Source organism: Streptomyces flavofungini, from assembly GCF_014650815.1.
GTDB lineage: Bacteria > Actinomycetota > Actinomycetes > Streptomycetales > Streptomycetaceae > Streptomyces > Streptomyces flavofungini.
This window is the reverse complement of the sequence record NZ_BMVR01000009.1, coordinates 379,410-405,448: the sequence shown is the minus strand read 5'-3', so window position 1 is coordinate 405,448 and position 26,039 is coordinate 379,410. Positions and strand designations below refer to the sequence as shown.

Sequence of the window (26,039 nt, the reverse complement as noted above, 5' to 3'; positions counted from 1 at the left end):
CATGTGTGACTTACGGCCGAGCGTACGCCGCTGATCCAAGATCCGGACAGGGTGTCCGGATGGCGGGACAACCGTCTCACCGGCGGAACCCCCTCGTCCGCACGGCTACGGCCCGGTCAGATGCCCCTGCACCACCGGCGCCACCCGCGCCACGATCTGCTCCACGTCCGCCGACGCCAGCGGCTCGACCTGGATGACGTACCGCAGCATCGCCGTCCCCACCAGCTGCGCCGCCGCCAGCTCGGCGCGCAGCTCGGCGTCGGGCAGGTCGAGGCGCTCGGCGATGCGGGCCAGGAGCTGGGTGGAGATCAGGCGGCGGAAGACCGTGGCGGCCGTTTCGTTGTTGACGGCGGAGCGGACGATCGCGAGCAGCGGCGTACGGGTCTTCGGGTCCTCCCAGACGCCGAGGATGAAGCGGGTCAGGCGCTCCCCGACGTCGTCCAGCGAGCCCTCCGCCACGGCGGTCGGCGCCCCGAGGGCGGGCGCGAAGGCCACCTCGATGGCGGCGGCGAAGACCTGCTCCTTCGTACCGAAGTAGTGGTGCACGAGCGCCGAGTCCACGCCCGCCGCCTTGGCGATGGAGCGCACGGACGCCTTCTCGTACCCGCGCTCGGAGAACTGTTCGCGGGCGGCCTCCAGGATCACCTCGCGCATGGCGGGGCCCTGCTCGGCCTGGGTGCGGGAGGGGCGGCCCCGGCGCCGGGGCGCGGGGGCGGCGGCCTGGCCGGTCATGAGCGCGGCACCTTCACCGCCGACGCCAGGTGCAGCCGGGTGAAGGCGAGGGCCTCGGCCAGGTCGGCCTCGCGCTCCGCGCTGGACATGGCGCGCCGGGTGTTGACCTCGATGACGACGTGGCCGTCGAACCCGCTGGTGGCGAGGCGTTCGAGCAGTTCGGCGCAGGGCTGGGTGCCGCGCCCGGGCACCAGGTGCTCGTCCTTCGCGGAGCCCTTGCCGTCGGCGAGGTGGACGTGGCCGAGGCGGTCGCCCATGCGGTCGACCATCTGGAGGGCGTCGACGCGGGAGGTCGCGGTGTGCGACAGGTCGATCGTGAAGTGGCGGTAGTCGTCCTTGGTGACGTCCCAGTCGGGGGCGTACGCGAGCATCTCGCGGTCGCGGTACCGCCACGGGTACATGTTCTCCACGGCGAACCGTACGTCCGTCTCGTCGGCCATGCGCCAGATGCCCTCGACGAACTCGCGTGCGTAGCCGCGCTGCCAGCGGAACGGCGGGTGCACGACGACCGTCGACGCGTCCAGCTTCTCGGCGGCGGCGCGGGCGCGCTGGAGCTTGACCCAGGGGTCGGTGGACCAGACGCGCTGGGTGATCAACAGGCACGGGGCGTGTACGGCCAGGACCGGGATCCGGTGGTAGTCGCTGAGGCGGCGCAGGGCCTCGATGTCCTGGCTGACGGGGTCCGTCCACACCATGACCTCGACGCCGTCGTACCCGAGGCGCGCGGCGATCTCGAAGGCCGTCGCCGTCGACTCCGGGTACACGGAGGCCGTCGACAGGGCGACCTTCGCGTCCGGGATGCGCACCACTTCTGCCACGGGCAACAGGGTACGGGGTGCGTTTGCCGGGTGGCCCTGGGACGGGGGCCCCTGCGCCGTGGGGTTCTTCACCATGGGCGGGTGCGGGTTGCCGGTCGCGCGGTTCCCCGCGCCCCTGACGGGGCGGGTCGCCCCGTCAGGTCGTCGGCATGTGGTCCAGGCGGCGCAGGATCACGCCCTCCCGCAGCGCCCACGGGCAGACCTCCACGCACTCCACGCCGAACAGGTCCATCACGCCCTCGGCCACGAGCGCCCCGGCGAGGAGCTGTCCGGCCCGCCCCTCGGAGACCCCGGGCAGCTCGGCCCGCTCGGCGGTGGTCATCGCGGCGAGCTGCGGCACCCAGTCCTCCAGGGACTTGCGCTTCAGTTCCCGCTGTACGTAGAGGCCCTCCGTGGACCGCGCGGCGCCCGCGAGCCGGGCGAGCTGCTTGAACGTCTTCGACGTGGCGACGACGTGGTCGGGATTGCCGAAGCGGCTGAACTCGCCGACGGTGCGGGCGATCTGGGCGCGGACGTGGCGACGCAGGGCGCGCACGTCGGCCGGGTCGGCCGGGTCGGTGGGCAGCCAGGCGGCGGTCAGGCGCCCGGCGCCGAGCGGCAGGCTGGCCGCGGCGTCCGGCTCCTCGTCGATGCCGTACGCGATCTCCAGGGAGCCGCCGCCGATGTCGAGGACGAGGAGCTTGCCCGCGGACCAGCCGAACCAGCGCCGGACGGCGAGGAAGGTCAGCCGCGCCTCCTCGGCGCCGGTGAGGACCTGCAGGTCGACGCCGGTCTCCGCGCGGACGCGGGCGAGCACGTCGTCGGCGTTGGTCGCCTCCCGGACGGCCGAGGTGGCGAACGGCAGGAGGTCTTCGACGCCCTTGTCCTCCGCGGCTTGGAGCGCGTCACGCACCGTGGCGATGAGCAGGTCGACGCCTTCGGGGCCGATGGCACCCGCCTCGTCGAGGAGTTGGGCAAGCCGCAGGTCGGCCTTGTGGGAGTGCGCAGGCAGCGGGCGGGCGCCGGGGTGGGCGTCCACCACCAGCAGATGCACCGTGTTCGAACCCACGTCGAGGACACCGAGTCTCATATACGGAACGCTACTGCGCCCGCGGCTCCTCGCGGCGCCCGGGCGGGCGTCACTGGTCTCCGTTGACACATGGGCGCGCATACCCTGGAGACGTGCCAAAGACGAAAAAGGCGAAGCCCGACAAATCGAAGTCGTCGCAGTCATCGGAGTCCTCGAAGTCGGAGAAGCAGGTCACGAAGGCCGACAAGGTCAAAAAGGTCAAGCCCGGCAAGCCCGATAAGGCCGACAAGGGCGCCAGGGCCGACAAGGGCAAGAAGGCGGGCAAGGGCGCGGCCGTCCGGGACGAGCAGGGTCTGGACTTCGCCCGCGCCTGGGTGGAGTTCCCGGACCCGGCGGACGACGAGCAGGTCTTCCGCTGCGACCTGACGTGGCTGACCTCCCGCTGGCACTGCGTCTTCGGGAGCGGCTGCCAGGGCATCAAGGCCGGCCGCGCCGACGACGGCTGCTGCACGCTGGGCGCGCACTTCTCCGACGAGGACGACGAGAAGCGGGTCGCGGGTTACGTGGCGCGGCTCACGCCGGACATCTGGCAGCACCACGACGTGGGCGCCGAGTCGGGCTGGGTCTCGCAGGACGAGGACGGCGAGCGCCAGACCCGTCCGTACAACGGCTCGTGCATCTTCCAGAACCGGCCCGGGTTCGCGGGCGGGGCGGGGTGCTCGCTGCACATCCTGGCGTTGAAGGAGGGGCGCGAGCCGCTGGAGACCAAGCCGGACGTGTGCTGGCAGCTGCCCGTCCGGCGGACTTTCGAGTGGATCGAGCGGCCTGACGACACGAAGGTCCTGCAGGTTTCCATCGGGGAGTACGACCGCCGGGGCTGGGGCCCTGGCGGACATGACCTGCACTGGTGGTGCACGTCGGCCACCTCGGCGCACGGCGCCGGGGACCCTGTGTATGTGTCCTACCGGCCCGAGCTGATCGAGCTGATGGGCAAGGAGGGCTATGACCGCCTGGTCGAGCTGTGCGAGGAGCGGCTCGCCTCGCAGCTGCCGCTGCTCGCGCCGCACCCGGCGGATCCGGTGCGGGTCGGTTCCCGGGATGCCTAGTCGCCGTTGAGGGGTTCGCCGTGGGCGGGTGCGGGGCTGTGCTCGGCTGAGCGCGCGGTTCCCCTCCTGGCTGAGTGCGCGGTTCCCCTCTCGGCGGAGCGCCCGGTTCCCCGCGCCCCTTCGGGTGCTCCGCCTCACCCTCGGCCTCAGCCCGGCCCCGGGTCCCCGCCTGGTGCCGGTGTCGTGGTGCCCGGGTCCGACGGGGTCGGGGTGGGGTCCGTGGGCGGCGTGCTCGTCGGGGTGGGGTCCGGGTCGGGCTGGGTCGGGGTGGGGTTGCCCTGGGTGGGGGTCGGGTCCGGGTCCGACGGGCCCGGGCGGGTTGCCGTGGGGCGGGGGCCCGGGTTGCCGGGGCGGGTCGGCGGGGTGGAACTGCCGTAGCCCTCAAGGGAGACGACCGCTCCGGTGGGGGCGATGGAGACGCGAGCGCTCCAGTGCCCCGGGGGCTCGCGGTCGTCGTCCACGTACACCCTGATCGTGACGGACTCGCCGGGCGAGAGGGTGCCCGCGGACCGGCTGAGGGCGAGCCAGGACGCGCCGGTGCTCGCGGACCAGCGGACCGGTGAACTGCCGCCGCCGGTCAGCGTGATGAGCGTGACGCCGCCGTGCGAGCGGGCCTGGACGCCGATGCGTCCGGCGCCGGGTCCGGCGGGGCTGCCGGGGCTGATGACCGCCACGGCGACGCCGGGTCCGCCGCGGCCGTCGCGGAAGCGGTCGGGGGTGGTGCGGGCGTTGCCCGCGTTCTCGTAGTCCTCGCGGCCCCGGCCGCCTCGCCCGCCGGGTCCGTCGTCGGCCTCGGCGGCGCTCGCGGAGCGGCCGTCGCGGCCCTCGCCGGTGAGCGGGGCACCGCGGTAGGCCGCCCAGAGGGCGAGGACGGGCGCGGCCACGACGGTCGCGACGACCGTCGTCGTGACGGCACGCGCGCGTAGGCGTTCGCGGCGGGCGGCGTGGTCCTTGGGGTCCATCGGAAAGCCGCGCCGGTCGAAGCGCGGGCCGCCGCCGCGGGTCCGGCGCTGGGCGCGCGGGGCGTGGGCCATGGCGTGGTGCAGGGCCACGCGCGGGGCGGCGACGACGGGCAGCGCGGCCGGGGTGACGGCGGTGCCGGGCCAGGCGCTGGACCCCGCGCGTTCGGCCGTACGGCGACAGCGCGGGCAGTCGTCGACGTGCCGGACCAGCTCGCGGCGCAGGGCGGTGCCGAGCAGGACCTGGTTGTCGCCGGTGAGGCGGGCGACGATCGGGCAGGTGCCGGTCTCGACGACGGCGAGGGCCGCGCGGGTGCGCTCCACCTCGCAGGCGGCGGAGGCGAGCAGGTCGCGGGCGGCGGCCGGGTCGAGGCCGAGGACGGCGGCGACCTCCTTGGCCGCGAGCCGGTGCCGGACGGCCAGCTCCAGGGCCTCGCGCTGCTCGGGCGTGGTCCCGGCGGCCTCGGGCCAGGCGAGCTGGGCGAGTTCGCGGCGGCGGGCGCGGGCGATCTCGTCGATGGGGGCGGCGGCTCCGGGTGCGACCGGGGCCCCGGCGTCCGGCGCGGGGGCGGTCGGGCTCGCCCCGGCGGGGCTGTCCCCGGACGGCTCCCCGGCGGCGGTCGGGCTCACGCCGGACGCGGCTGCGGAGCCCGCCGTGCCGCCCGCTCCGGACTGCGCCCCGTGGCGGCCGCGCTGCTTGGCCTCGGCCAGGGCGCGCAGGCACATCCAGCGGGCGAGTGCGTACAGCCACGCGCGCGTGTCGCCGTCGGGCCGGGCGCCGCGCCGCTCGGCGAGCACGAGGACCTCGCCGAGCGCGGCGGTGGCCGCGTCGTGGTCGCACAGCACCGACAGGCAGTACGTGAACAGGCCGTCCAGGAACGGTTCGTAGTGCGCGGGCGGCGACTGGGTGACCGTGCGCGGCACCACCCGCTTGCGGGCGCCCGGATGCGCCCGGTGCGCGCCGGTGGTGTATGTGGGGGTTTCCGGGCTGCTGCTCATCACCCGTGCGAAGTTAGGCGCATGATGCAGGCGCCTTCCTCCCTCTTGAGCACATTTAATCCTTACGGGTGAACAGATCCCTCAAAAGGGGACAGGAAGACATGATTCCGTTGCCTGTTCGAGAGGTAAGGGGCCGAGGGCTCCGGGGGGCACCCTCGGGCCGTCGGCGGGCGGGGGCCGAGGCCGGTCACCGGTGCTGGCTGCGTTGTCAGTGTTGTCAGTGGTGGCGGCTACGGTTCGTGCATGGCTGCCCGTACGAAATCCGCGAAGGACCGGCCGTCCTACCGCTGCACCGAGTGCGGCTGGCAGACGGCCAAGTGGCTAGGCCGCTGCCCCGAGTGCCAGGCGTGGGGCACGGTCGAGGAGTACGGCGCGCCCGCGGTGCGCACGACGACCCCCGGCCGGGTCACCTCCTCCGCGGTGCCCATCGGCGAGGTCGACGTCCGCCGCGCCACCGCCCGCTCCACCGGCGTGCCCGAGCTGGACCGCGTGCTCGGCGGCGGCCTGGTGCCGGGCGCCGTGGTGCTGCTCGCGGGCGAGCCGGGCGTCGGCAAGTCCACGCTCCTCCTGGACGTCGCGGCGAAGGCGGCCACCGACGACCACCGCACGCTCTACGTCACCGGCGAGGAGTCGGCCAGCCAGGTCCGGCTGCGCGCCGACCGCATCAACGCCATCGCGGACGACCTGTACCTGGCCGCGGAGACCGATCTGGCCGCCGTCCTCGGGCACTTGGACGCGGTGAAGCCCTCCCTCCTGATCCTGGACTCGGTGCAGACGGTCGCCTCGCCGGAGATCGACGGCGCGCCCGGCGGCATGGCGCAGGTCCGCGAGGTCGCGGGCGCCCTGATCCGCGCGTCCAAGGAGCGCGGCATGTCCACGCTCCTGGTCGGCCACGTCACCAAGGACGGCGCCATCGCGGGCCCGCGCCTCCTGGAGCACCTGGTCGACGTGGTGCTGCACTTCGAGGGCGACCGGCACGCCCGGCTGCGCCTGGTCCGCGGCGTGAAGAACCGGTACGGGACGACGGACGAGGTCGGCTGCTTCGAGCTGCACGACGAGGGCATCACCGGTCTGGCCGACCCCTCCGGCCTGTTCCTGACCCGTCGCGACGAGCCGGTCCCCGGCACCTGTCTGACGGTGACCCTGGAGGGCCGCCGCCCCCTGGTCGCCGAGGTGCAGGCGCTCACCGTCGACTCGCAGATCCCCTCGCCGCGCCGCACCACGTCGGGCCTGGAGACGTCCCGTGTGTCGATGATGCTGGCGGTCCTGGAGCAGCGCGGCCGCATCAGCGCGCTCGGCAAGCGCGACATCTACAGCGCCACGGTCGGCGGCGTGAAGCTGTCGGAGCCCGCCGCCGACCTCGCCGTGGCGCTCGCCCTGGCCAGCGCCGCGAGCGACACTCCGCTGCCGAAGAACCTCGTCGCGATCGGCGAGGTGGGCCTCGCGGGCGAGGTCAGACGGGTCACCGGCGTGCAGCGCAGACTGGCCGAGGCCCACCGCCTGGGCTTCACCCACGCCCTCGTGCCGGCCGATCCGGGGAAGGTCCCGCCCGGTATGAAGGTCACCGAAGTCGCCGACATGGGCGACGCGCTGCGCGTCCTTCCGAGATCGCGTCGTCCAGAGGCCCCACGGGAGGACGAGCGGCGCCGGTAGACTTTGCCCTGGTCTCGCCCATCCGTACGAAGCAACGCGTATCGAGGCGTGTGGGGGAGGGCTTGGACAACCTGCGACCGGAGGAGTGCAGTGGCAGCCAACGACCGGGCAGCGGTTCCCGGCAAGCCCGGTGGCGGCTCCGCTGCCGACGGGCTGATGCGCGCCTCCCTGAGCGCGGTCGCGCCGGGCACGGCCCTGCGCGACGGCCTGGAGCGGATCCTCAGAGGCAACACGGGCGGGCTCATCGTGCTCGGCTCGGACAAGACCGTCGAGTCGATGTGCACGGGCGGCTTCGTCCTCGACGTCGAGTTCACCGCCACGCGCCTGCGTGAGCTGTGCAAGCTCGACGGCGGCATCGTGCTCGACAAGGACATCACGAAGATCCTGCGCGCGGGCGTGCAGTTGGTGCCCGACCCGACCATCCCCACGGAGGAGACGGGCACCCGGCACCGGACGGCGGACCGGGTGAGCAAGCAGGTCGGCTTCCCCATCGTGTCCGTCTCCCAGTCCATGCGCCTGATCGCGCTCTACGTGGACGGGCAGCGCCGTGTCCTGGAGGACTCGGCGGCGATCCTGTCACGTGCCAACCAGGCCCTCGCCACCCTCGAACGGTACAAGCTGCGCCTCGACGAGGTCGCGGGCACGCTGTCCGCCCTGGAGATCGAGGACTTGGTGACGGTCCGGGACGTCACCGCGGTCGCCCAGCGACTGGAGATGGTGCGGCGCATCGCCAAGGAGATCGCGGAGTACGTCGTCGAGCTCGGCACGGACGGGCGTCTGTTGACCCTTCAGCTCGACGAGCTGATCGCGGGCGTGGAGCCGGAGCGCGAGCTGGTCGTCCGGGACTACGTGCCCGAGCCCACCGCGAAGCGCTCGCGCACCGTGGACGAGGCGCTGGCCGAGCTGGACTCCCTCACCCACGCCGAGCTGCTCGAACTGCCCACGGTGGCACGCGCGTTGGGCTACACGGGGTCGCCCGAGACGCTCGACTCCGCGGTGTCGCCGCGTGGCTTCCGGCTGCTCGCCAAGGTGCCCCGGCTGCCCGGGGCCATCATCGACCGGCTCGTCGAGCACTTCGGCGGCCTGCAGAAGCTGCTCGCCGCGAGTGTGGACGACCTGCAGACGGTCGACGGGGTGGGCGAGGCGCGGGCCCGCAGCGTGCGCGAGGGGCTGTCGCGGCTTGCGGAGTCCTCGATCCTCGAGCGGTACGTGTAGCTTCCAGCCCGGATTGCGGCGGGTACGCCGGCCCCCGGCCCGCTGGGGGTCGGGGTGCCCTTGGCCTGCGCGACCGTCCTTCCCGCCGTTTCGCGGCGGAGCCTCCCGCCCGCCCACTCGCCCACCCGTCACGGCCGACTCGCCCCAGGCAGGGCCGCGCGGCCGGCACCTGGGCCGACTCGGTCAGGTGTGGGCGGGCGGGAGAAGGACCGGCGCCCAGTCCTGCGTCTAGGGCGTTTCTGATGGCTCTTGGTCGGCCGCCAGGGAGATCGTCGGCGCAACGGGAGCTGCCCCGCGAGGTGCTGCTCGCCCCGGCGCCCACACCCGTGACAGCCATCTGACGGTTTCAAGAGCCGTCAGAAACGCCCTAGTCCTTCGTCAGGACGAACGACGCTTGGTCGCTGCCCAGGCCCGTCGCCCGCGCCTCCACCAAGTACGTGCCCGCCTTCGCGCCGCCCGCCGGGGGCGTCGCGCACTGGGGGGCGCTGGCCTTGCGGTCCCACTCCAGGGAGTGCGTGACGTGGCCGTTCGCGGGGACCTTGAACAGCAGGCTCGCCGCGGCCCCGGGGCAGTCGTTCGACGACCAGATCGCGTCGTCCGCCCCGGACAGGGTGATCGTCACGACCGTGCCCTTGCCGCCGAGGTCGACCTTGCAGGCCTTGCCGCCGCTGTTGACGGCGGTCAGCTCCAGCTTCGGCTTCTGCCCGGGCGCGTACGAGTTCCGCACGCTGCGCAGCTTCAACTGGACCGCGCCGGACGTGCACTTGGCGAGGGGAGACCCGGCCGGGAGCCGCGCGCCCGACCCGCCGCCGCCCTTGGCGTCGTCCGAACCGCCGGAGCCGCCCGACCCGCCCCCGGAGTCCGAGCCGCCGGAGCCGGAGCCCTCGGAGTCGCCGGAGCCGTCGCCGGAGCCGTCGCCGTCCCCCTCGCCCTCCGACTCGTCCCGGCCGCCCGGGTGTTCGCTGATCGCAGGCCCGGAGCCGGAGGGTCCGGGCGTGATGGACGTCGCCGGGCCGTTGCCCGACGGACCGTCAGCGCCGTTGTCACCGCCACCTCCGCCCGAGGCTAGAGCCCACACGACAAGCAGCAAGAGGAGTCCGACAACGGACAGCAGGACGGCCCTCCGACGCCAGTAGATGGAGGAGGGAAGCGGCCCGATCGGATTGCGCAGAGATCCCACGCCCAAACCTTACGAGAGAACCGGGCGTTGTCCTGCCCCACCCGCCGCCTCAGGCCACAACTTTTGCGGATCATCATCCCGGACAGGCCCGCCCGAAGGCCCCGGAACGGTCCCCCCGGACGCCCCTCGCGGGGCCCGACCCCTGACTTTCGTCAGGTCGACGATGCGCCCATCGCCGGATGTGACGGTGCCGGACCACTGCGTACGGTCCGGAATCATGGACACCATGGATTCTTCCGGCCTCTACCTAGACGTCACCGAGTTCGCCCATGACACCCCGTCGTGGGTGCAGCACCTCGCGGAGGTGTGGACCGAGCTCGGCCTGCTGCTCTTCGGCGTGCTGTTCGTCGTGGCGTGGTGGCGGGCGCGGCGCGGGGACCCGCGGGCCGTGGCGGTGGCGGTCCTGGCGCCGCTCGGTACGGCGCTCGCGTACGTCATCAGTGAGACCGTGAAGTCCTTCATCGAGGAGGAGCGGCCCTGCCGCGCGGTATCCGGGGCGCTCAAGCCGCTCGTCGAGTGCCCGCCGCACGGCGACTGGTCGTTCCCCAGCAACCACTCGACGATCGCGGGCGCCGCCGCCGTGGGCCTCGCCCTCGCCTGGCCCCGGATCGCCGCCCTGACGCTGCCGATGGCGGTGCTCATGGCGTTCTCGCGGGTGTTCGTGGGCGTGCACTACCCGCACGACGTGGCCGTCGGCCTGGTCCTCGGCGCGGTCGTGGTGTTCCTCGCGGTCAAGTTCGCCGCCCGGCCCGTGACGCGGATCACAGAGGCGATGCGGGGGTCGCGGACCGGCGTGGTCAGGTGGTTCGCGGGCGCGGGTGCGGGTGCGGGCGCGGCGGTCGCACCCGGTGCCGGGGGCGGCCAGTACGTGCCGTCGCAGGCCGGTCAGTCCGGTCCGGGCGGTCAGTACGAGAACTCGCTGCCGTACCGGCCCACGCGCGCGGAGCAGCCCCAGGAGCAGACGATGACGCTGCGGCGGCACCAGGACGCGCACCAGGGCCAGGGGGCTTATCAGGGGCAAGGCGCCCACCAGGGCCAGGGGGCCCACCCTGGGCAGGGGAGCTATCAGGGGCAGGCGGACTACCAGGGTCCCGAGTCGTACCGGGACCAAGGGGCGTACCAAGGGCAAGGGTCCTACCAGGGGCAGGAGCCGTACGGGAACCCGGACGCGTATCAGGAGCCGTACGGGCACCAGCCGCAGTACCGGCCGCAGCGCCCCGACCCCCGCTCCTGACACGGGAGTTCGCGGGCCTCAGCCCGGCCCCGGCTCCCCCGCCGCGTCGTCCGCCACCAGGCCCGCCTCGTACGCGACGACCGCCGCCTGGACGCGGTTCTTGACCTCCAGGCGGTCCAGGACCGCGCTCACATAGGCCTTGACGGTGCCCTCCACGAGGTGGAGGCGCGCGGCGATCTCCGGGTTGGACAGGCCCGCGCCGACCAGGCCGAGCACCTCCCGCTCACGGGGTGTCAGGAGCGTGACGCGGGCGCGCGCTTCGGCTCCGCGCGCCAGTCTGCGGGCGCCGAAGCCGTCGATGACCTGCCGCGCCACCCGCGGCGAGAGGAACGCGGCGCCGCCCGCCACCGCCCGCACGCCCGCGATGAGTTCGTGCGGGTCGCCGGACTTCAGCAGGAAGCCGGTCGCGCCGCCGCCGAGCGCCCGCGCCACGTACGCGTCCTCGGAGAACGTCGTGAGCATCGCGACCGCCGTGCCCGGCAGCGTCCGGACGATCTCCTCCCCCGCCGCCAGGCCGTCCAGGCGCGGCATGCGGATGTCCAGGAGCGCCACATCGGGGCGGTGCGCCCGGGCCAGCTCGACCGCCGCACGGCCGTCGGCCGCCTGCGCGACCACCTCGATGTCCGCGCCCGCCGCGAGGATGGCGCTCACGCCCGCGCGGATCATCGCCTCGTCGTCCGCGAGCAGCACCCGGATCACCGCGCCCACGCCGCCTCCCGCTTCTTCTCCTGTTCCGCGCCCGCCTTGGGGATCACCGTCTTGTCCACCAGCTTTCCGTCGTCGAAGCAGAGCCTGAAGTGCGGCAGGGAGGTGAAGAGCTCGCCGCTGGAGCGGTAGTAGCGGCAGTCCGCGCCCGGGGGCGGCGGGGTGGGCGCGCGCTCGGCGGGCGGGTCCGTGACGCTCCGGTCGGGGAGCACGGCGGCGACCTCCGACTGCGGCTGGCCCACGCGCAGGGACGCGTAGTCGGCGGGGCGCAGGACGGAGTGTGTCTTCGTGTACGCGTACCAGGTGAACGCCCCGGCGACGAGGACGGTTCCCGTGGCGATGGCGGCGCCGAAGGCGAGGGCGGTACGGCGGCGGGCGTGGGCCAGGACGGAGCCGGGCGGTGGGGTCGCCGGTGCGGAGGCCGGGGGCTGGGTGACCGGGGGCTGGGTGACCGGGGGCTGGTGGCTGCTGCCGGGGCGCATCGGCTCGGGCACCGCCAGCTCGGGCACCGCCGCCTCGGGCACCGCCAGTTCGAGCGCCACCGCCCCGGGCCCCGCTCCCGCCACCGGCAGCCGTGCCGTGACCCGGAACCCCCCGCCGCGCGGCCCCGCCGTCAGCGTCCCGCCGCCCGCCCGCACCCGGGCCCGCAGATCGGCAAGCCCCGAGCCGCCCTCCGGTGCGGCGGGCCGGGGTGAACCCCCCTGCGGGGGCGGCCCGTTGGTGACCTCGATCGTCGTCGCGGCCTCGGTGTGCGTCGCCGTCACGGTGACGGGCGCGCCCGGTGCGTACTTGGCCGCGTTGGTCAGGGCCTCCTGGACCACGCGGTACGCCACGCGCCCGGCGCCGTCGGACGCGTCGGCGCCGTCGTCCTCGTACCGCACCACGAGGCCCGACTCCGCCGCCCGCGCGACCAGTTGCGCGACCGTCTCGCCGGGCGGGGCGAGGGGGGCCGTCTCGTCGCCCTCGTCCCGGAGCACGCCGATGACCTCGCGCAGCCGGTCGGTGGCCGTCGCGGCGGCGGCGCGCAGGTCGGACGCGGCGGCCCGGTGGTGGGCGGGGAGGTCGGCGGCCACCTGGAGGGCGCCCGCGCGGACCGCGATGAGGCTCAGCTCGTGGCCGAGGGAGTCGTGCATGTCCTGAGCGATGCGGGCGCGTTCGCGCAGCCGGGCGCGGTCGGCGACGATGCGCTGCTCGCGCTCCAACTGGTCGGCGCGGGCCCAGCCCGCGGCGGCCAGCTCCCGGCCCTGGCGCCAGTAGCGGCCCGCGAGCCAGGGGAAGACCACGCCGAACAGCAGCGTGCCCATCAGCACCAGCCACTCCACGACCGGGTCCACGTCCCGGACCACGATCCTGGCCGTGCCCGCCGCCCAGACCGCCGCGAAGGCCAGCAGCGCCGGGCGGGCGCGGGGGCCGTGCTTGCCGAGGAGCAGGGCGAGGACGGCGAGGGCGGGGCCGTACGAGACGGAGAACAGGGCGGGGGCGGTGAGGGCGAGGGCGGCGGCGAGGAGGAAGGCGGCGGCCGGGCGGGCGCGCCAGCTCGCGGTGGCCGCGGCCAGGACGGCGAGGCCCGCGAGCTGGGCCCACAGCGGGCGGGGCTCGTTCAGGCCGATCGCGTCGGCGCTCACCGCGGGCACGGCGAGGGCCGCCCACAGGGCGGCGTCCAGCTGACGTCGACTCTTCACCCCGCCGACGCTACGTGCCGTCCGGCGCCGGGCGCCCCTGCCGATCGTCAGGGTTCTCCCACCCGCCCTTGCTTTTCTTACGCACACGTTCGGGTGGCCGGGCCGGGGGCGCCCAGTGGGGGCCCGTCCGGGTCCGTCCGGGGTTCGAGGACGAGGCACGCGGCGCCGATCGGGGCCGGGTGTCCCACGGCGACGGGACACCCGCCCCGAACCGCGCCGTTGGCCCGCGGCCCCTCGCCCCCGTGGCAGGATCGTCCCCATGCCGACCGCACTCGCCGCCGATCTCGTCAGCGCCGGCACTGCCGACGCCCGTTCGCTGGACGAGCAGTTCCACTCGCCTGTCATCGCCTGGTTCGAGGCCAACGCGCGCGATCTGCCGTGGCGGCGCGAGGACGCCGGGCCCTGGGGCGTGATGGTCAGCGAGTTCATGCTGCAGCAGACGCCGGTGAGCCGGGTGCTGCCCGTGTACGAGCAGTGGCTCGCCCGCTGGCCGCGCCCCGCCGACCTCGCCAAGGAGGCGCCCGGCGAGGCCGTGCGCGCCTGGGGGCGGCTCGGGTATCCGCGGCGGGCGCTGCGGCTGCACGGGGCGGCCGTCGCCATAACGGAGCGGCACGGCGGCGACGTACCGGCACAGCACGCGCAGTTGCTCGCGCTGCCCGGCATCGGCGAGTACACGGCCGCGGCCGTCGCGTCGTTCGCGTACGGGCAGCGGCACGCCGTGCTCGACACCAATGTGCGGCGCGTCTTCGCGCGCTCCGTGACCGGCGTGCAGTACCCGCCGAACGCCACCACCGCCGCCGAGCGCAAGCTGGCCCGCGCGCTGCTGCCCGCGGACGAGCAGACCGCGTCCCGCTGGGCCGCCGCGTCCATGGAGCTGGGCGCGCTGGTGTGCAGCGCCAAGAACGAGAACTGCGCGCGCTGCCCGCTGGCCGCGCAGTGCGCCTGGCTGGCGGCGGGGAAGCCCGCGCACGAGGGGCCCGCCCGCCGCGGCCAGACGTACGCGGGCACCGACCGGCAGGTCCGCGGCAAGCTCCTCGCGGTGCTGCGCGAGGCCGTCTCGCCGGTGCCGCAGTCCGCGCTCGACCGGGTGTGGGACGAGCCGGTGCAGCGGGCCCGGGCGCTGGACGGGCTCGTGTCCGACGGGTTGGTGGAGCCGCTGCCGGACGGGCACTACCGGCTGCCGCTGACCTGAGACCTGCCCCGGCTCGACACCCGAACCGCACCGCCCGGCCCGCGAACCTCACAGCCCGACAACAGCGTTCCCAGTGACAAAACGGGCATCGACGCCCACACCCACCTGCTGGTTTACGTCCGGCCTACTTCTGTTACACAACCTACGTACAGCCGTGCGTCCGCCGCTGGCTGCTCCGCACAACGCCGTGACACGCCCTCCGTAACTTCGTTCTCGTACCGCACAGGCAAGGGATCAGCGGTCGCGACGGACCCGGCAATCGACCGGGGACACGGGGTTGGACGGGAACGGAGGCGGTTGGGTATGGCGCACGGCGAGGTGCTCGAGTTCGAAGAGTACGTCCGCACTCGGCAGGATGCCCTGCTGCGCAGCGCCCGGCGGCTCGTCCCGGACCCGGTCGACGCGCAGGACCTGCTGCAGACGGCGCTCGTACGGACGTACGGCCGCTGGGACGGCATAGCCGACAAGCGGCTCGCGGACGCCTACCTGCGCCGCGTCATGATCAACACGCGGACCGAGTGGTGGCGTGCCCGCAAGCTCGAAGAGGTGCCCACCGAGCAGCTCCCGGACGCCTGCGTCGACGACGCCACCGAGCAGCACGCGGACCGCGCCCTGCTGATGGACATCATGAAGGTGCTCGCCCCGAAGCAGCGCAGCGTCGTGGTGCTGCGACACTGGGAGCAGATGTCCACCGAGGAGACGGCCGCCGCGCTCGGCATGTCGGCCGGTACGGTCAAGAGCACCCTGCACCGCGCGCTCGCCCGGCTCCGCCAGGAGCTGGAGAGCCGTGCCGCCGACGAGTCGGCGGGACCCTCCGCACGGGTGTTCGAACGTGAGGAGCGGGAGCGTTGCGCGGCCTGAGTGCCCGGACCGGACCAGCGGGCCGGGCCACAAAAGAGTGGAAGGCGGGGAGTGCGGCGGTGGCCGTGCTCGCCGCCCTCGGCCTTTTGCTCGCCGTCACCGGCTGCTCCGCGGGCGGCTCCGGCACCCGTGACGAGGGCCCCGCGCGCGTCGGCGCCGTGCCGTCCACCGCGCCCTCGGCCTCCCCGTCGCCGACCCCGAAGAACGTCGACGCCGTCGACCTCGTCAAGCACGACCCGAAGGTCAGCCTGGCCGTCAAACGCGATCTGAAGCCGTGCGCGGCCGACGAGTATCCGGTGGACGTCGCCTACGGCAACCTGACCGGAGCAGCGTCAGACGATGTCGTCGTGAACGTCCTGACCTGCGGTGACAGGGTGGGCATCGGCAGTTACGTGTATCGCCCCGAAGGCAAGAAGTACGAGAATGTCTTCGCCGACGAGCAGCCGCCCGTGTACGCCGAGATCGACCGCGGCGACCTGGTCGTCAGCAAGCAGATGTTCGGCAAGGACGGCTCGGTGGCGGACCCGACGGGAGAAGAGATCATCACGTACCGCTGGTCGACGGGCCACTTCGTCGAGAAGAACCGCACCCGCAACAACTACAGCACCACGGCGGACGGCGAGACGACCGAGCCGTCGGCCGACTGACCACCGTCCCGGCGACTCCGGGACACCCCCGCCCCGGCCCCACCGCCGGGACCGGACCACCGACCGCCCCCCAACCGAGACCGGAACTGAGAGCACCCGATGGCAGAACACACCCATGTCCTGTTCGTCGAGGACGACGACGTCATCCGCGAGGCCACGCAGCTCGCCCTGGAGCGCGACGGCTTCGAGGTCACCGCCATGCCCGACGGCCTGTCCGGCCTGGAGGCGTTCCGCGCGGACCGGCCCGACATCGCCCTGCTCGACGTGATGGTGCCCGGCCTCGACGGCGTCAGCCTCTGCCGCCGCATCCGGGACGAGTCGACGGTGCCGGTGATCATGCTGTCGGCGCGCGCCGACTCCATCGACGTCGTCCTCGGCCTGGAGGCGGGCGCCGACGACTACGTGACCAAGCCGTTCGACGGCGCCGTCCTGGTGGCCCGCATCCGCGCCGTGCTGCGCCGCTTCGGGCACGCCAGCGGCCCCGGCTCGGCCGCGCCCGCCGCCGAACAGGACGAGAGCGCCGACGGCGGCATGCTGAGCTTCGGCGACCTGGAGATCGACACCGAGGGCATGGAGGTGCGCCGGGGCGGCGAGACCGTCGCGCTCACACCGACGGAGATGCGGCTGCTCCTGGAGTTCTCCTCCGCGCCCGGCACCGTGCTGTCCCGCGACAAGCTCCTGGAGCGCGTCTGGGACTACGGCTGGGGCGGCGACACGCGCGTCGTCGACGTGCATGTGCAGCGGCTGCGGACGAAGGTGGGGCAGGACCGCATCGAGACGGTCCGCGGGTTCGGATACAAGCTCAAGGCGTGAGCTCGCGGCGTGGGGGGACACAGAGGTCTGCCATGGGCAGGGGCATGAACGGGACGCGGCCGGCCGCGGCCGGCGAGGCGTCCGGCACGGGCTTTTGGGCGCGGCTGCGGCGGGCTGAAGGGCTACGCGGCCTGCGCGAGCCGCAGGGACCGCGGGGACCGCTGGACCGGTCGTGGTCGGAGCGGCTGCGGTCGCTGGTCGGCGCGCGGCTGCGCACCGGCGTGCGCTGGAAGATCGCCGCCGCCATCGGTCTGGTCGGCGCGCTCGTCGCGGTGGCGCTGAGCCTCGTCGTGCACAACGCCGCCTGGGTGTCGATGCTCGACAACGCCCGCGACCTGCAGGACGAGCGCGTGCAGATCGCGCAGCGCAACTACGAGGCGCGCCGCACCACCAGCGCCATCTACGGCACCAGGATCGACGACCCGCAGCTCCCGAAGGAACTGCGCCTGAAGGTCCTCACCGGCCGCCGCGCCACCTTCGTGCAGGAGCACGGCGACGGCGTGCCCGACATCTGGGGCGCCGTGCCGCTCAGCGACGGCCACGTCCTGTCGGTGCACAGCCGCTTCGCCGACCGCAACACCACGATCATGAAGGACCTCGACCAGGCCCTCGTCATCGGCTCCATCGCGGTCGTCTTCGGCGGCTGCGCACTCGGCGTGCTCATCGGCGGCCAGATAGCCCGCCGCCTGCGCAAGGCCGCGACGGCCGCACGCGAGGTCGCCCAGGGCAACACCGACGTGTACGTACGCGACGCCATCGGCGGGACCGTGCGCGACGAGACCGACGACCTCGCCGAGGCCGTGGACGCCATGGCCGACGCCCTCAAGCAGCGCCTGGAGGCCGAGCGCCGGGTCACCGCCGACATCGCGCACGAGCTGCGCACCCCCGTGACCGGGCTGCTCACCGCCGCCGAGCTGCTGCCGCCGGGACGGCCGACCGAGCTGGTCAAGGACCGGGCGCAGGCCATGCGCACGCTCGTCGAGGACGTCCTGGAAGTGGCCCGCCTCGACTCCGCGTCCGAGCGGGCCGAGCTGCAGGACATCACGCTCGGCGAGTTCGTCAGCCGCCGCATGGCCCTGCTGAGCCACGACGTACGGGTGACGATCGTGCACGAGTCGGAGGTCACCACCGACCCGCGCCGCCTGGAGCGCATCCTCGGCAACCTCGTCGCCAACGCCGCCAAGCACGGCAAGCCGCCCATCGAGGTCAGCGTCGAGGGCCGCGTGGTCCGGGTGCGCGACCACGGCCCCGGCTTCCCCGAGGCGCTGCTCGCCGAGGGGCCGAGCCGCTTCCGCACCGGCTCCGCGGACCGTGCGGGGCGCGGGCACGGCCTGGGCCTGACGATCGCGGCCGGGCAGGCGCGGGTGCTCGGCGCCCGGCTGACCTTCCGCAACATCCGGCCGCCGGGGGCCCTGCCGGACGAGCCCGCCGAAGGGGCCGTGGCGGTGCTGTGGCTGCCGGAGCACGCGCCGACGAACACCGGGAGCTTCCCGATGCTGCAGCTGCCGGACAAGCCCGCCAAGTGGCAGAAGTAGGGCCGCCGGGGGCGGGCGGCCGGTGGGCGCCGGGTGTCCTGCGCGCACCCACGGCCGGGGCCCGGCACCCGGCCGCGTCCGGGTCTCAGCAGCCCCAGTCCTTGTCCAGGTCCAGCTCGCCCTCGCGCTCCTGGGTGAACGAGAACCAGTTGCCGGAGTCGTCGCGGAAGATCGCCTCGACTCCGTAAGGGCGCTCCTGCGGCTCCTGGAGGAACTCCACACCGCGCGCCTTCAGCTTCTCGTAGTCGCCGTGGACGTCGTCCGTGCTGAGCGCGCCGCCGCCGAGGACGCCCTTGGTGACCAGCGTCCGCATGGCCTCGGCGGACTCGGCGTCCATGCCCGCGCCGCCCGGCACCATCAGCGCCAGCATCAGGTCGGGCTGGTCCTTGGCACCGACGGTGAGGAAGCGCATGCCGCCCTCGCCGAGGGTCATGTCCGTACGGACCTCCAGGCCGAGCTTCTCCGTGTAGAACTCCTTGGCCCGGTCCTGGTCGAGGACCCAGACGGTGGAAATGGCGAGTCCCTTGATCATGATGCGCTCCTGGTGACGGGCTTCCGTGCTTGCCCGGCCACCGTAGGCAGCGGGTCGGGCAGCGCGCTTCTCAAGAATTGCGCTCCCCGGTTCCGGTGCCGTCGAGACCCGCCCGCCCCGGGAACCCCCCGGCCCACAGCAGTGCCCAGCACCCCGGGATCAGCGCGGCGCCGCGTCCCACGTGCTTGACGCGGTACTCGCTCGGGGTGAGGCCGGTCTGGCGCTTGAACGACGACGAGAACGTGCCGACGCTGGTGAAGCCGACGAGCATGCAGATGTCGGTCACCGAGAGGTCGGCCGAGCGCAGCATGTCCTCGGCCCGCTCGATGCGGCGGCGCGACAGATACTGCCCGGGCGTCTCCCCGTACGCCTCCTTGAAGGCGCGCAGGAAGTGATAGCGCGAGTAGCCCGCGTGGGCGGCGACCGCGGTCAGGTCGAGGGCGGGGTCGGCCCAGTCGCGGTCCATCGCGTCCTTGGCGATGCGGAGCTGGCGGAGTCTCTCCACGCCTTCGATGCTGGCACGACCCACTGACAACGGCCGCCCGACGAGCCCGCCCCGGACACGGCGACGGCCCCCGCCGCCCGAGCGAACTCGGGTGCGAGGGCCGTACGGGCCGGGCGGAACAGCGGGTCAGACGGCCTCTGCAACCGGCTGCCGCTCCCCGCGCGCGGAGTCCCCATCCGCGTCCCCGGCCGGCTTCTTGTCGGCGGGCCCGGCGCCCCGCAGCGGCGTCTCCTTCACGAAGAACGCGGCGATCAGGGCGCCGACCGCCATCACGGCGGCGAGCAGGAACGCCACGTGCGTACCGGCGGACACCGCGTGCTGGTAGGCGTCCCTGGCCGCCTCCGGCAGCTTGGCGAGGCTCGCCGCGTCGAGCTGGGCGGAGTGCTCGGTGACCTTGGCGACGCCGTCGCCGCCGGCCTTGGCCATCTCGTCCTGGACGCGGTTGTTGAACAGGGCGCCCATGATCGCGACGCCGAAGGACGAGCCGAGGGTGCGGAACAGCGTGGCCGAGGACGAGGCGACACCCATGTCCTTCATCTCGACGCTGTTCTGCGCGACCAGCATGGTGATCTGCATCAGGCAGCCCATGCCCGCGCCGAGGACGGCCATGTAGACGCCGGTCGTGACGCGCGAGGTGTCGGTGTCCATCTGCGCGAGCATGAAGAGCCCGACGGCCATCAGGACGCTGCCCGCGATCGGGAAGACCTTGTACTTGCCGGTGGCGGTGGTGAACCGGCCCGCGACCATGGACACGGCCATCATCGCGAGCAGCATCGGCATCAGGAGCAGCCCGGAGTTGGTGGCGGACGCGCCCTGCACGGCCTGCTGGTAGAGCGGCAGGAACAGCATCGCGCCGAACATGACGAAGCCGGTGAGGAAGCCGACCACGGACATCAGGGAGAAGTTGCGGCTGCGGAAGATGTGCAGCGGCATGACCGGCTCGGCGGCCTTCTGCTGGACGAACCAGAAGCCGACGAGGGCGGCGACGCCGAGCCCGATCAGCTCCATGATCACGGCCGAGCCCCAGGCGTACTCCGTACCGCCCCAGGTGGTGACAAGCACGAACGAGGTGATGCCGATGGTGAGCAGCGCGGCGCCGAGGTAGTCGATGCGCCCTTGGACCTGCTTCTTCGGCAGGTGCAGGACGGCGCTGACCATGAACAGGGCGACGATGCCGAGCGGCAGGTTGATGTAGAAGGCCCAGCGCCAGCCGAGGTGGTCGGTGAGGGTGCCGCCGACCAGCGGGCCGCCGATCATCGCGACCGCCATCACGCCGGTCATCATGCCCATGTACTTGCCGCGCTCCCGCGGCGGCACGAGTTCCCCGATGATCGCCATGACGCCGACCATCAGGCCGCCCGCGCCGAGCCCCTGGATCGCCCGGAAGCCGATGAGCTGCCCCATGTCCTGGGCGATGCCGCTGAGCGCGGAGCCGATCAGGAAGATCACTATGGAGGCGAGGAAGGCGCCCTTGCGCCCGTACATGTCGCCGACCTTGCCCCAGATCGGGGTGGAGGCGGCGGTCGCGAGGGTGTACGCGGTGACGACCCACGACAGGTGCTCCAGGCCGCCGAGGTCACCGACGATCGTCGGCATCGCGGGGCTCACGATCATGTTGTCGAGCATCGCGAGCAGGATCGCGACCATCAGCGCGAAGATCACCACCCGGACGCTGCGTGGCTCGGGTTCCGGCGGCGCCGCCGCCTGCCGGCCCGGCTGTTCCTGCTGGTTCTTCTGGTTCTTCTGGTTCTTCTGGTTCTTCTGGTTCTTCTGGTTCTTCTGCAGCCTGTCCGCCGCACCAGCTGTCGCGCTGTTTGCCGCCATGTTCCCGTCCCCGCTTCCCCGCTACTTACTTGCCGCCCGGCAAGTTGGCTACAGTAGAGGAAAGTAGACCCCTAACTAGCCGGGCGTCAAGTAAGTTCTGGCGGTGCCGGGGAGAAGTGCGAGGATCGCCACCATGAGCAGCACAGGCAGGCAGCGGCGCCGGGGGGACACCCGCCAGCGCATTCAGGACGTGGCGCTCGAACTCTTCGCCGAGCAGGGGTACGAGAAGACGTCACTGCGCGAGATCGCGGAGCGGCTAGAGGTCACGAAGGCGGCGCTGTACTACCACTTCAAGACCAAAGAGGACATCCTCACCAGCATCTTCGACGATCTGACGCGACCCATCGACGAGCTGATCGTCTGGGGCGGGGAGCAGCCGCGGACGCTGGAGACCAAGCGCGCGATCCTGACCCGCTACAGCGAGATCCTCACCGAGGCCGCCCCGCTCTTCCGCTTCATGCAGGAGAACCAGGCGACGATGCGCGACCTGAAGACGGGCGAGAGCTTCAAGGACCGGATGCTCCAGCTCCTGGAGATCCTCAACCACGACGACCCGTCGACGCCGATGACCGCGCAGGTGCGCTGCTTCAGCGCGCTGTTCACCATGCACGGCGGGATGTTCGTCCTGAAAGGCGCCGATGGCGACCCCGAGGAGAAGCGCAAGGCCATCCTCGAAGTCGCCATCGATCTGGTGACCCAGGCGCACAACGGCGTCTGAGCCGGGGCGTCACGCGCGGGGGATCGGACGCGGACGCCCCGTTCGTGCAGGGGGGCGGACCTGCTCGCGCAGCAGGGTCAGACCTGCTCGCGCGGAGCGGGTCAGACGCGCACGCCCTGCGTGCGCAGGAAGTTGACCGGGTTGACCGCCGAGCCGTAGTTCGGCGTCGTGCGGATCTCGAAGTGCAGGTGTGGGCCGCTGGAGTTGCCGGTGTTGCCGGACAGGGCGATGCGCTGGCCGGTGGCGATGGCCTGGCCGGGGCGGACCTCGACGCGCGAGAGGTGCGCGTACTGCGAGAAGGTGCCGTCGGCGTGCTTGATCACCACGGCGTTGCCGTACGCGGGGCCGTCACCGGCGCCGTTGCCGCCGGCCTTGACGACGGTACCGGCGTGCACGGCCTTGACGACGGTGCCGACCGGCACGGCGAAGTCCTGGCCGGAGTGCTTCGAGGACCACATGCTGCCGCCGAGGCCGAAGCTCGCGGACAGGCGGTAGTTGTCGACCGGGTCCTGCCAGGCGGCGGCCTTCTTCGCGGCGGCCTGCTTGACCTGCTCCGCCTTCTTCGCCGCGGCCTGCTTGGCCTGCTCGGCGGCCTTGGCCTGGGCGACGGCCTGCGCGCCCACGGAGGACGCGGTCACGGACCGCTCCCCGCCCTTGGTGTCGGCGGCGGCCGCGACCCCGGCACCCAGCACCGTCGTGACGCCGACACCGGCGGCGAGAACGGCCGCCCGGGTACGACGCAGGGACGGGCCGGAATGGTGGGACTTGGCGCGCTTCGACATGGGGGAACCTCCGGGGCAAGGCAGCGGGGACGGGGTGTGCGGGTCGCACGGGGCGTACGAGCCGCACGGGGTGTGCGGGTCACACAGGTGCTGCGGGGTGGTGCGGGGTACTACGGGGTGCTGCGGGCAAAAGGGAATCCGGCACGCGGACTGCGCATGCCGGACGGCCATCCCTTGGTAACCCCCACCCCGCCCCGCCCCCAAAACGCCCCTCTACTAGCGGCGGCCGTACCCGGGCCCACCCGTGACGGCGCCCGAAGCCGCCGGTTCCAGGCCGAAAGTCCCGTCCGGGCGGCCGAAAAGCACCACTAATCCGCCTCGTATGTGATGTATGCCCTGTGCGTCATGTCACCGGACGGCAAGATCCACCACCCTCGGATGTGACGCCCACTACGCTCTCGACCATGGATCCCGCGGCCATTGGCGTCCGTCTCGCGTCCGGTGTCGTCACCCCGCTGATCAGGAAGCTCTTCGTACGGCCGGGTCCGGGTGCGGGCCTGGTGGAGCGACCCGTACGCATCGACTCCCTGGTGTCCTTCCGGGGCGAGCGGCGCGAGCTGGCCGAGCGGGACGTACGCCGCCTCGTCACCGAGCTGGTCCGCCAGGCCGTGCGCACCGGCGAGCGCCCCCTCCCCCAGGACGAGGACGAAGCCGTCGGCCACGCGCTGACCGACACGCTGCTCGCCCTCGGCGCCCTCACGCTCACCGACGTGGAGGCGGTGTCCCTGGGCCACCAGGAGCTGGCGGTGAGGCTGCACCGGGCGGGCGGGGACGCGACGCGGGACCTCTCGGCGGACGCCACGCACCTGTACCACCGCCTCCTCGACACGGCCTGCCTGCACATCCTGAACTTCTTCACCCAGCGGTCGACCTTCGTCGCCCACACCCTCGTCGAGCAGAGCCGCCGCCAGGCGGAACTGATAGCCAAAGTTGACGAGCTGATCGCGCGGGACCCGCTCCCGGGCGCGCGGGACGTGGCGTTCGAGCAGCGGTACCTCGCGTACATCGCGAAGAAGCACGGCAAGCTCACGATCTTCGGCATCGACCTCGCGAACTCGCCCGGGAAGTGGCCCCTGGACGCGGCCTACCTGAGCCTGACAGCGACCGAGCGCGGGCGGCACCTGGGCGACGTCCAGATCGGCGACGACTGGCGGCAGGTCTTCGAGGCCCACCTCGACCCGACGCCCCGCCCCGCCGACGAGGCCCTCGCCACCCACGACCGGGTGCTCCTGCGCGGCGAGGCGGGCTCGGGAAAGACCACGCTGATCCAGTGGCTCGCGGTGTCGGCGGCCCGCCAGGCCGCGGACACGGCCCCGGACGCGGACCCCGACGACGGGCGCATGGCGTACCTCCACGACCGCATCCCCTACGTCCTCCCCCTGCGCACCCTCACCCGCCACGGCGAGCGCCTCCCCGCCCCCATGGACTTCCTGTCCGCCGTCGGCTCCCCCCTCGCGGGCACGCAGCCCGACGGCTGGGAGGCCCGCGTCCTGACGGCGGCCCGCGCGCTGGTCCTGGTCGACGGCATCGACGAGGTCCCCGACGCCGAACGCGCCCGCACGCGCGCGTGGCTCTCCGACCTGATCGAGGCCTACCCCGGCAACCGCTGGCTGGTGACGTCCCGGCCCTCCGCCGTACGGGAGGACTGGCTCACCGACGACGACTTCACCGAGCTGACGCTGGCGCCGATGAGCGGGGCGGACGTGACGGCGTTCATCCGGCGCTGGCACACGGCTGCGGCGACGGGCGCCCCGGACGAGGACCTGGCCCTCCGCGCGTACGAGGCCCAGCTCCTCGAAGCCGTGCGGACCAAGCCCGACCTGGGCCTGCTCGCCACCAACCCGCTGATGTGCGGCCTGGTCTGTGCCCTGCACCGCGACCGCCGGGGCTTCCTGCCGCTCGGCCGCAAGGACCTCTACACGGCCGCCCTGTCCATGCTCCTCATCCGCCGCGACCGCGAACGCCACATGGCCGTCCCCGAACTCCGCGAGGAGCCCCAGCTCCAGCTCCTCCAGCGCCTCGCCTACTGGCTGATCCGCAACGGCCGCACGGAGATGGACCGCACGCGCGCCGAGTCCCTCATCGGCGACGCGCTCCCCGCCGTACCGGAGCTTGCGGCCCTCGGCGACGCCGCCGCCGTCTACACCCACTTCCTCCACCGCAGCGGCCTCCTCCGTGAACCCGGGCCCGGGACGGTCGAGTTCGTGCACCGGACGTTCCAGGACTTCCTGGGCGCGCGGGCGGCGGTGGACGAGGGCGACTTCGGGGTGCTGGCCGGGCACGCGGCGGACGACCAGTGGGAGGACGTCATCCGGATGGCGGTGGCACAGGCGCGGCCACGGGAACGGGCGGAGCTGCTGGGGGACGTGCTCGCGTACGGCGACCGGCAGGCGGACGAGTCGGCCCGCAAGCGGGCGCATCTGCTGGCCGCGGCCTGCTTGGAGCATGCGGCGGAGCTGGCGCCCGAGGTGCGGGCGAAGGTGGAGCGGCGGACGGCTGAGCTGATTCCGCCGCGTACGCCGTGGGACGCGCGGGAGTTGGGGGCGGTGGGGCCGATCGTGCTGGATCTGCTGCCGGGCCTCGACGGGCTGAGCGACGAGGAAGCCCGCCACCTGACCATCGCGGCGACCCACATCCGCTCGGACGCGGCGATCCCGCTGCTCACGAGGTACGCGGACCACGCCTCCCTGAACGTACGCAGGCAGCTGATGTGGAGCTGGAACCGCTTCGACTGCCGGTCCTACGCGGACGGGGTGATCGGCAAACTCGACGACGGCAGGACGCACTTCACGCTCCGCACGGACGAGCAGGTCGAAGAGCTCTTCAGGCTCGGCCTGCGCCCCCGGCTCCTGGAGATCCACGATTCGGTGTCTCCGGAGGCCGCGTCCCGTCTGCTCGTGGCGTGCGCACCGACGTACTTGATGCTCGCGTTTCCGCCCGGGGACCTCGAACCGAAGGCGCAGCATGCGCTGCGCACGCTGACCGAACTGCGCTTCCCCTACGGAGGGTTCCCCGGCTCGGCCACGGACTGGCAGAGCCTCACCTCCCTCGACCACCTCCGCGCGCTGACCGTGCACATCGACAGCCTCGCCCGGATACCTCCCGGGCTGTCCCTGCCCAGCATCACGCAGCTCGTCCTGAGCGACGTGGGCACGCCGGGCAAGGAGCCGGTCGACGCGGCGGGGATCCCGGCGCTCTGCCCCCGCCTTGAGGAGCTGTTCGTCCCCGCCCCTCGGGGGCACACCGGATCGCTGCCCACCCGCTTCACGGTGGCGGCCTACTGACCCGGGCGACCGACGCGGACCCGAACTCCCGCCCCACCCGACCCCGCCCCGAAG

The 26,039-nt window shown here is 73.2% G+C and carries 21 protein-coding genes and 1 pseudogene; 11 read left to right on the top strand and 11 right to left on the bottom strand.

Annotated features, from left to right (window positions below; all coding sequences use genetic code 11):
- Positions 1–105: 105 nt before the first annotated feature.
- The 3 genes from IE274_RS25235 to IE274_RS25225 form a co-directional block, all read right to left on the bottom strand.
- Entirely contained in the window at positions 106–732 is a 627-nt protein-coding gene (locus IE274_RS25235; protein WP_190118135.1) for a TetR/AcrR family transcriptional regulator, read from the bottom strand.
- The gene (locus tag IE274_RS25230; protein ID WP_190118134.1) at positions 729–1,550 is read right to left on the bottom strand and encodes a sugar phosphate isomerase/epimerase family protein; all 822 of its coding nucleotides are present in this window, start codon (positions 1,548–1,550) and stop codon (positions 729–731) included. The genes IE274_RS25235 and IE274_RS25230 overlap by 4 nt, the downstream gene beginning before the upstream one ends.
- Positions 1,551–1,686: 136 nt before the next feature.
- Complete coding sequence (locus tag IE274_RS25225) at positions 1,687–2,619, bottom strand: Ppx/GppA family phosphatase (protein WP_190118133.1); 933 nt, start codon at positions 2,617–2,619, stop codon at positions 1,687–1,689.
- A 92-nt stretch (positions 2,620–2,711) separates the two neighbouring features.
- On the opposite strand from IE274_RS25225, the gene IE274_RS25220 reads away from it, so the two are divergent.
- Complete coding sequence (locus IE274_RS25220) at positions 2,712–3,665, top strand: DUF3109 family protein (RefSeq protein WP_190118132.1); 954 nt, start codon at positions 2,712–2,714, stop codon at positions 3,663–3,665.
- A gap of 146 nt (positions 3,666–3,811) precedes the next feature.
- Here IE274_RS25220 and IE274_RS25215 read toward each other — a convergent pair whose 3' ends face one another.
- Complete coding sequence (locus IE274_RS25215; protein ID WP_190118131.1) at positions 3,812–5,626, bottom strand: BACON domain-containing protein; 1,815 nt, start codon at positions 5,624–5,626, stop codon at positions 3,812–3,814.
- A gap of 240 nt (positions 5,627–5,866) precedes the next feature.
- Between IE274_RS25215 and radA the strand changes: the two genes are divergently transcribed.
- Together radA and disA are read left to right on the top strand one after the other, a co-directional pair.
- Positions 5,867–7,276: a DNA repair protein RadA gene (gene radA / locus IE274_RS25210; RefSeq protein ID WP_190118130.1), complete on the top strand. Its 1,410-nt coding sequence runs from the start codon at positions 5,867–5,869 to the stop codon at positions 7,274–7,276.
- A gap of 90 nt (positions 7,277–7,366) precedes the next feature.
- The gene (gene disA, locus IE274_RS25205; RefSeq protein WP_190118129.1) at positions 7,367–8,491 is read left to right on the top strand and encodes a DNA integrity scanning diadenylate cyclase DisA; all 1,125 of its coding nucleotides are present in this window, start codon (positions 7,367–7,369) and stop codon (positions 8,489–8,491) included.
- A 367-nt stretch (positions 8,492–8,858) separates the two neighbouring features.
- Here disA and IE274_RS25200 read toward each other — a convergent pair whose 3' ends face one another.
- Positions 8,859–9,671 carry a hypothetical protein gene (locus IE274_RS25200; protein WP_190118128.1) on the bottom strand — a complete coding sequence of 271 codons (813 nt, stop codon included), beginning with the start codon at positions 9,669–9,671 and terminating at the stop codon, positions 8,859–8,861.
- A gap of 217 nt (positions 9,672–9,888) precedes the next feature.
- Between IE274_RS25200 and IE274_RS25195 the strand changes: the two are divergent.
- Positions 9,889–10,500 (top strand): annotated as a pseudogene (locus IE274_RS25195) (phosphatase PAP2 family protein); the annotation flags it as partial.
- Between the two features lie 423 nt (positions 10,501–10,923).
- On the opposite strand, the gene IE274_RS25190 reads toward IE274_RS25195, so the two are convergent.
- Positions 10,924–11,604 carry a response regulator transcription factor gene (locus tag IE274_RS25190; protein WP_190118180.1) on the bottom strand — a complete coding sequence of 227 codons (681 nt, stop codon included), beginning with the start codon at positions 11,602–11,604 and terminating at the stop codon, positions 10,924–10,926.
- Positions 11,601–13,292 (bottom strand): sensor histidine kinase, encoded by a 1,692-nt coding sequence (locus tag IE274_RS25185; protein ID WP_229909790.1) that lies wholly within the window; start codon positions 13,290–13,292, stop codon positions 11,601–11,603. Before IE274_RS25185 ends, IE274_RS25190 begins: the two co-directional genes overlap by 4 nt.
- A 259-nt stretch (positions 13,293–13,551) precedes the next feature.
- Between IE274_RS25185 and IE274_RS25180 the strand changes: the two genes are divergently transcribed.
- From IE274_RS25180 to cseC, 5 genes are all read left to right on the top strand, one after another.
- Positions 13,552–14,484, top strand: coding sequence for an HhH-GPD family protein (locus IE274_RS25180; RefSeq protein WP_229909789.1), 933 nt, complete (start codon positions 13,552–13,554; stop codon positions 14,482–14,484).
- Between the two features lie 303 nt (positions 14,485–14,787).
- Positions 14,788–15,345 (top strand): SigE family RNA polymerase sigma factor, encoded by a 558-nt coding sequence (locus tag IE274_RS25175; RefSeq protein ID WP_190118127.1) that lies wholly within the window; start codon positions 14,788–14,790, stop codon positions 15,343–15,345.
- Positions 15,333–15,992, top strand: coding sequence for a hypothetical protein (locus IE274_RS25170; protein WP_372447278.1), 660 nt, complete (start codon positions 15,333–15,335; stop codon positions 15,990–15,992). Before IE274_RS25175 ends, IE274_RS25170 begins: the two co-directional genes overlap by 13 nt.
- 99 nt (positions 15,993–16,091) lie before the next feature.
- Entirely contained in the window at positions 16,092–16,805 is a 714-nt protein-coding gene (gene cseB, locus IE274_RS25165; RefSeq protein WP_190118126.1) for a two-component system response regulator CseB, read from the top strand.
- 44 nt (positions 16,806–16,849) lie between these two features.
- Positions 16,850–18,340 (top strand): two-component system sensor histidine kinase CseC, encoded by a 1,491-nt coding sequence (gene cseC / locus IE274_RS25160; RefSeq protein ID WP_190118125.1) that lies wholly within the window; start codon positions 16,850–16,852, stop codon positions 18,338–18,340.
- 85 nt (positions 18,341–18,425) lie between these two features.
- On the opposite strand, the gene IE274_RS25155 is transcribed toward cseC, so the two are convergent.
- The 3 genes from IE274_RS25155 to IE274_RS25145 form a co-directional block, all read right to left on the bottom strand.
- Positions 18,426–18,872, bottom strand: coding sequence for a VOC family protein (locus IE274_RS25155; RefSeq protein WP_190118124.1), 447 nt, complete (start codon positions 18,870–18,872; stop codon positions 18,426–18,428).
- Positions 18,873–18,942: 70 nt separating this feature from the next.
- Complete coding sequence (locus tag IE274_RS25150; protein WP_190118177.1) at positions 18,943–19,338, bottom strand: helix-turn-helix transcriptional regulator; 396 nt, start codon at positions 19,336–19,338, stop codon at positions 18,943–18,945.
- 165 nt (positions 19,339–19,503) lie between these two features.
- Positions 19,504–21,201, bottom strand: coding sequence for an MDR family MFS transporter (locus IE274_RS25145; protein WP_229909787.1), 1,698 nt, complete (start codon positions 21,199–21,201; stop codon positions 19,504–19,506).
- A 133-nt stretch (positions 21,202–21,334) separates the two neighbouring features.
- On the opposite strand from IE274_RS25145, the gene IE274_RS25140 reads away from it, so the two are divergent.
- Complete coding sequence (locus IE274_RS25140; protein WP_190118123.1) at positions 21,335–21,919, top strand: TetR/AcrR family transcriptional regulator; 585 nt, start codon at positions 21,335–21,337, stop codon at positions 21,917–21,919.
- Positions 21,920–22,020: 101 nt separating this feature from the next.
- Here IE274_RS25140 and IE274_RS25135 read toward each other — a convergent pair whose 3' ends face one another.
- Positions 22,021–22,701, bottom strand: a complete 681-nt coding sequence (locus tag IE274_RS25135; protein WP_190118122.1) for a M23 family metallopeptidase — start codon at positions 22,699–22,701, stop codon at positions 22,021–22,023.
- A gap of 404 nt (positions 22,702–23,105) precedes the next feature.
- Here IE274_RS25135 and IE274_RS25130 point away from each other — a divergent pair, with 404 nt between their 5' ends.
- Positions 23,106–25,985, top strand: a complete 2,880-nt coding sequence (locus tag IE274_RS25130; protein ID WP_229909786.1) for an NACHT domain-containing protein — start codon at positions 23,106–23,108, stop codon at positions 25,983–25,985.
- The last annotated feature ends 54 nt before the right edge of the window (positions 25,986–26,039 follow it).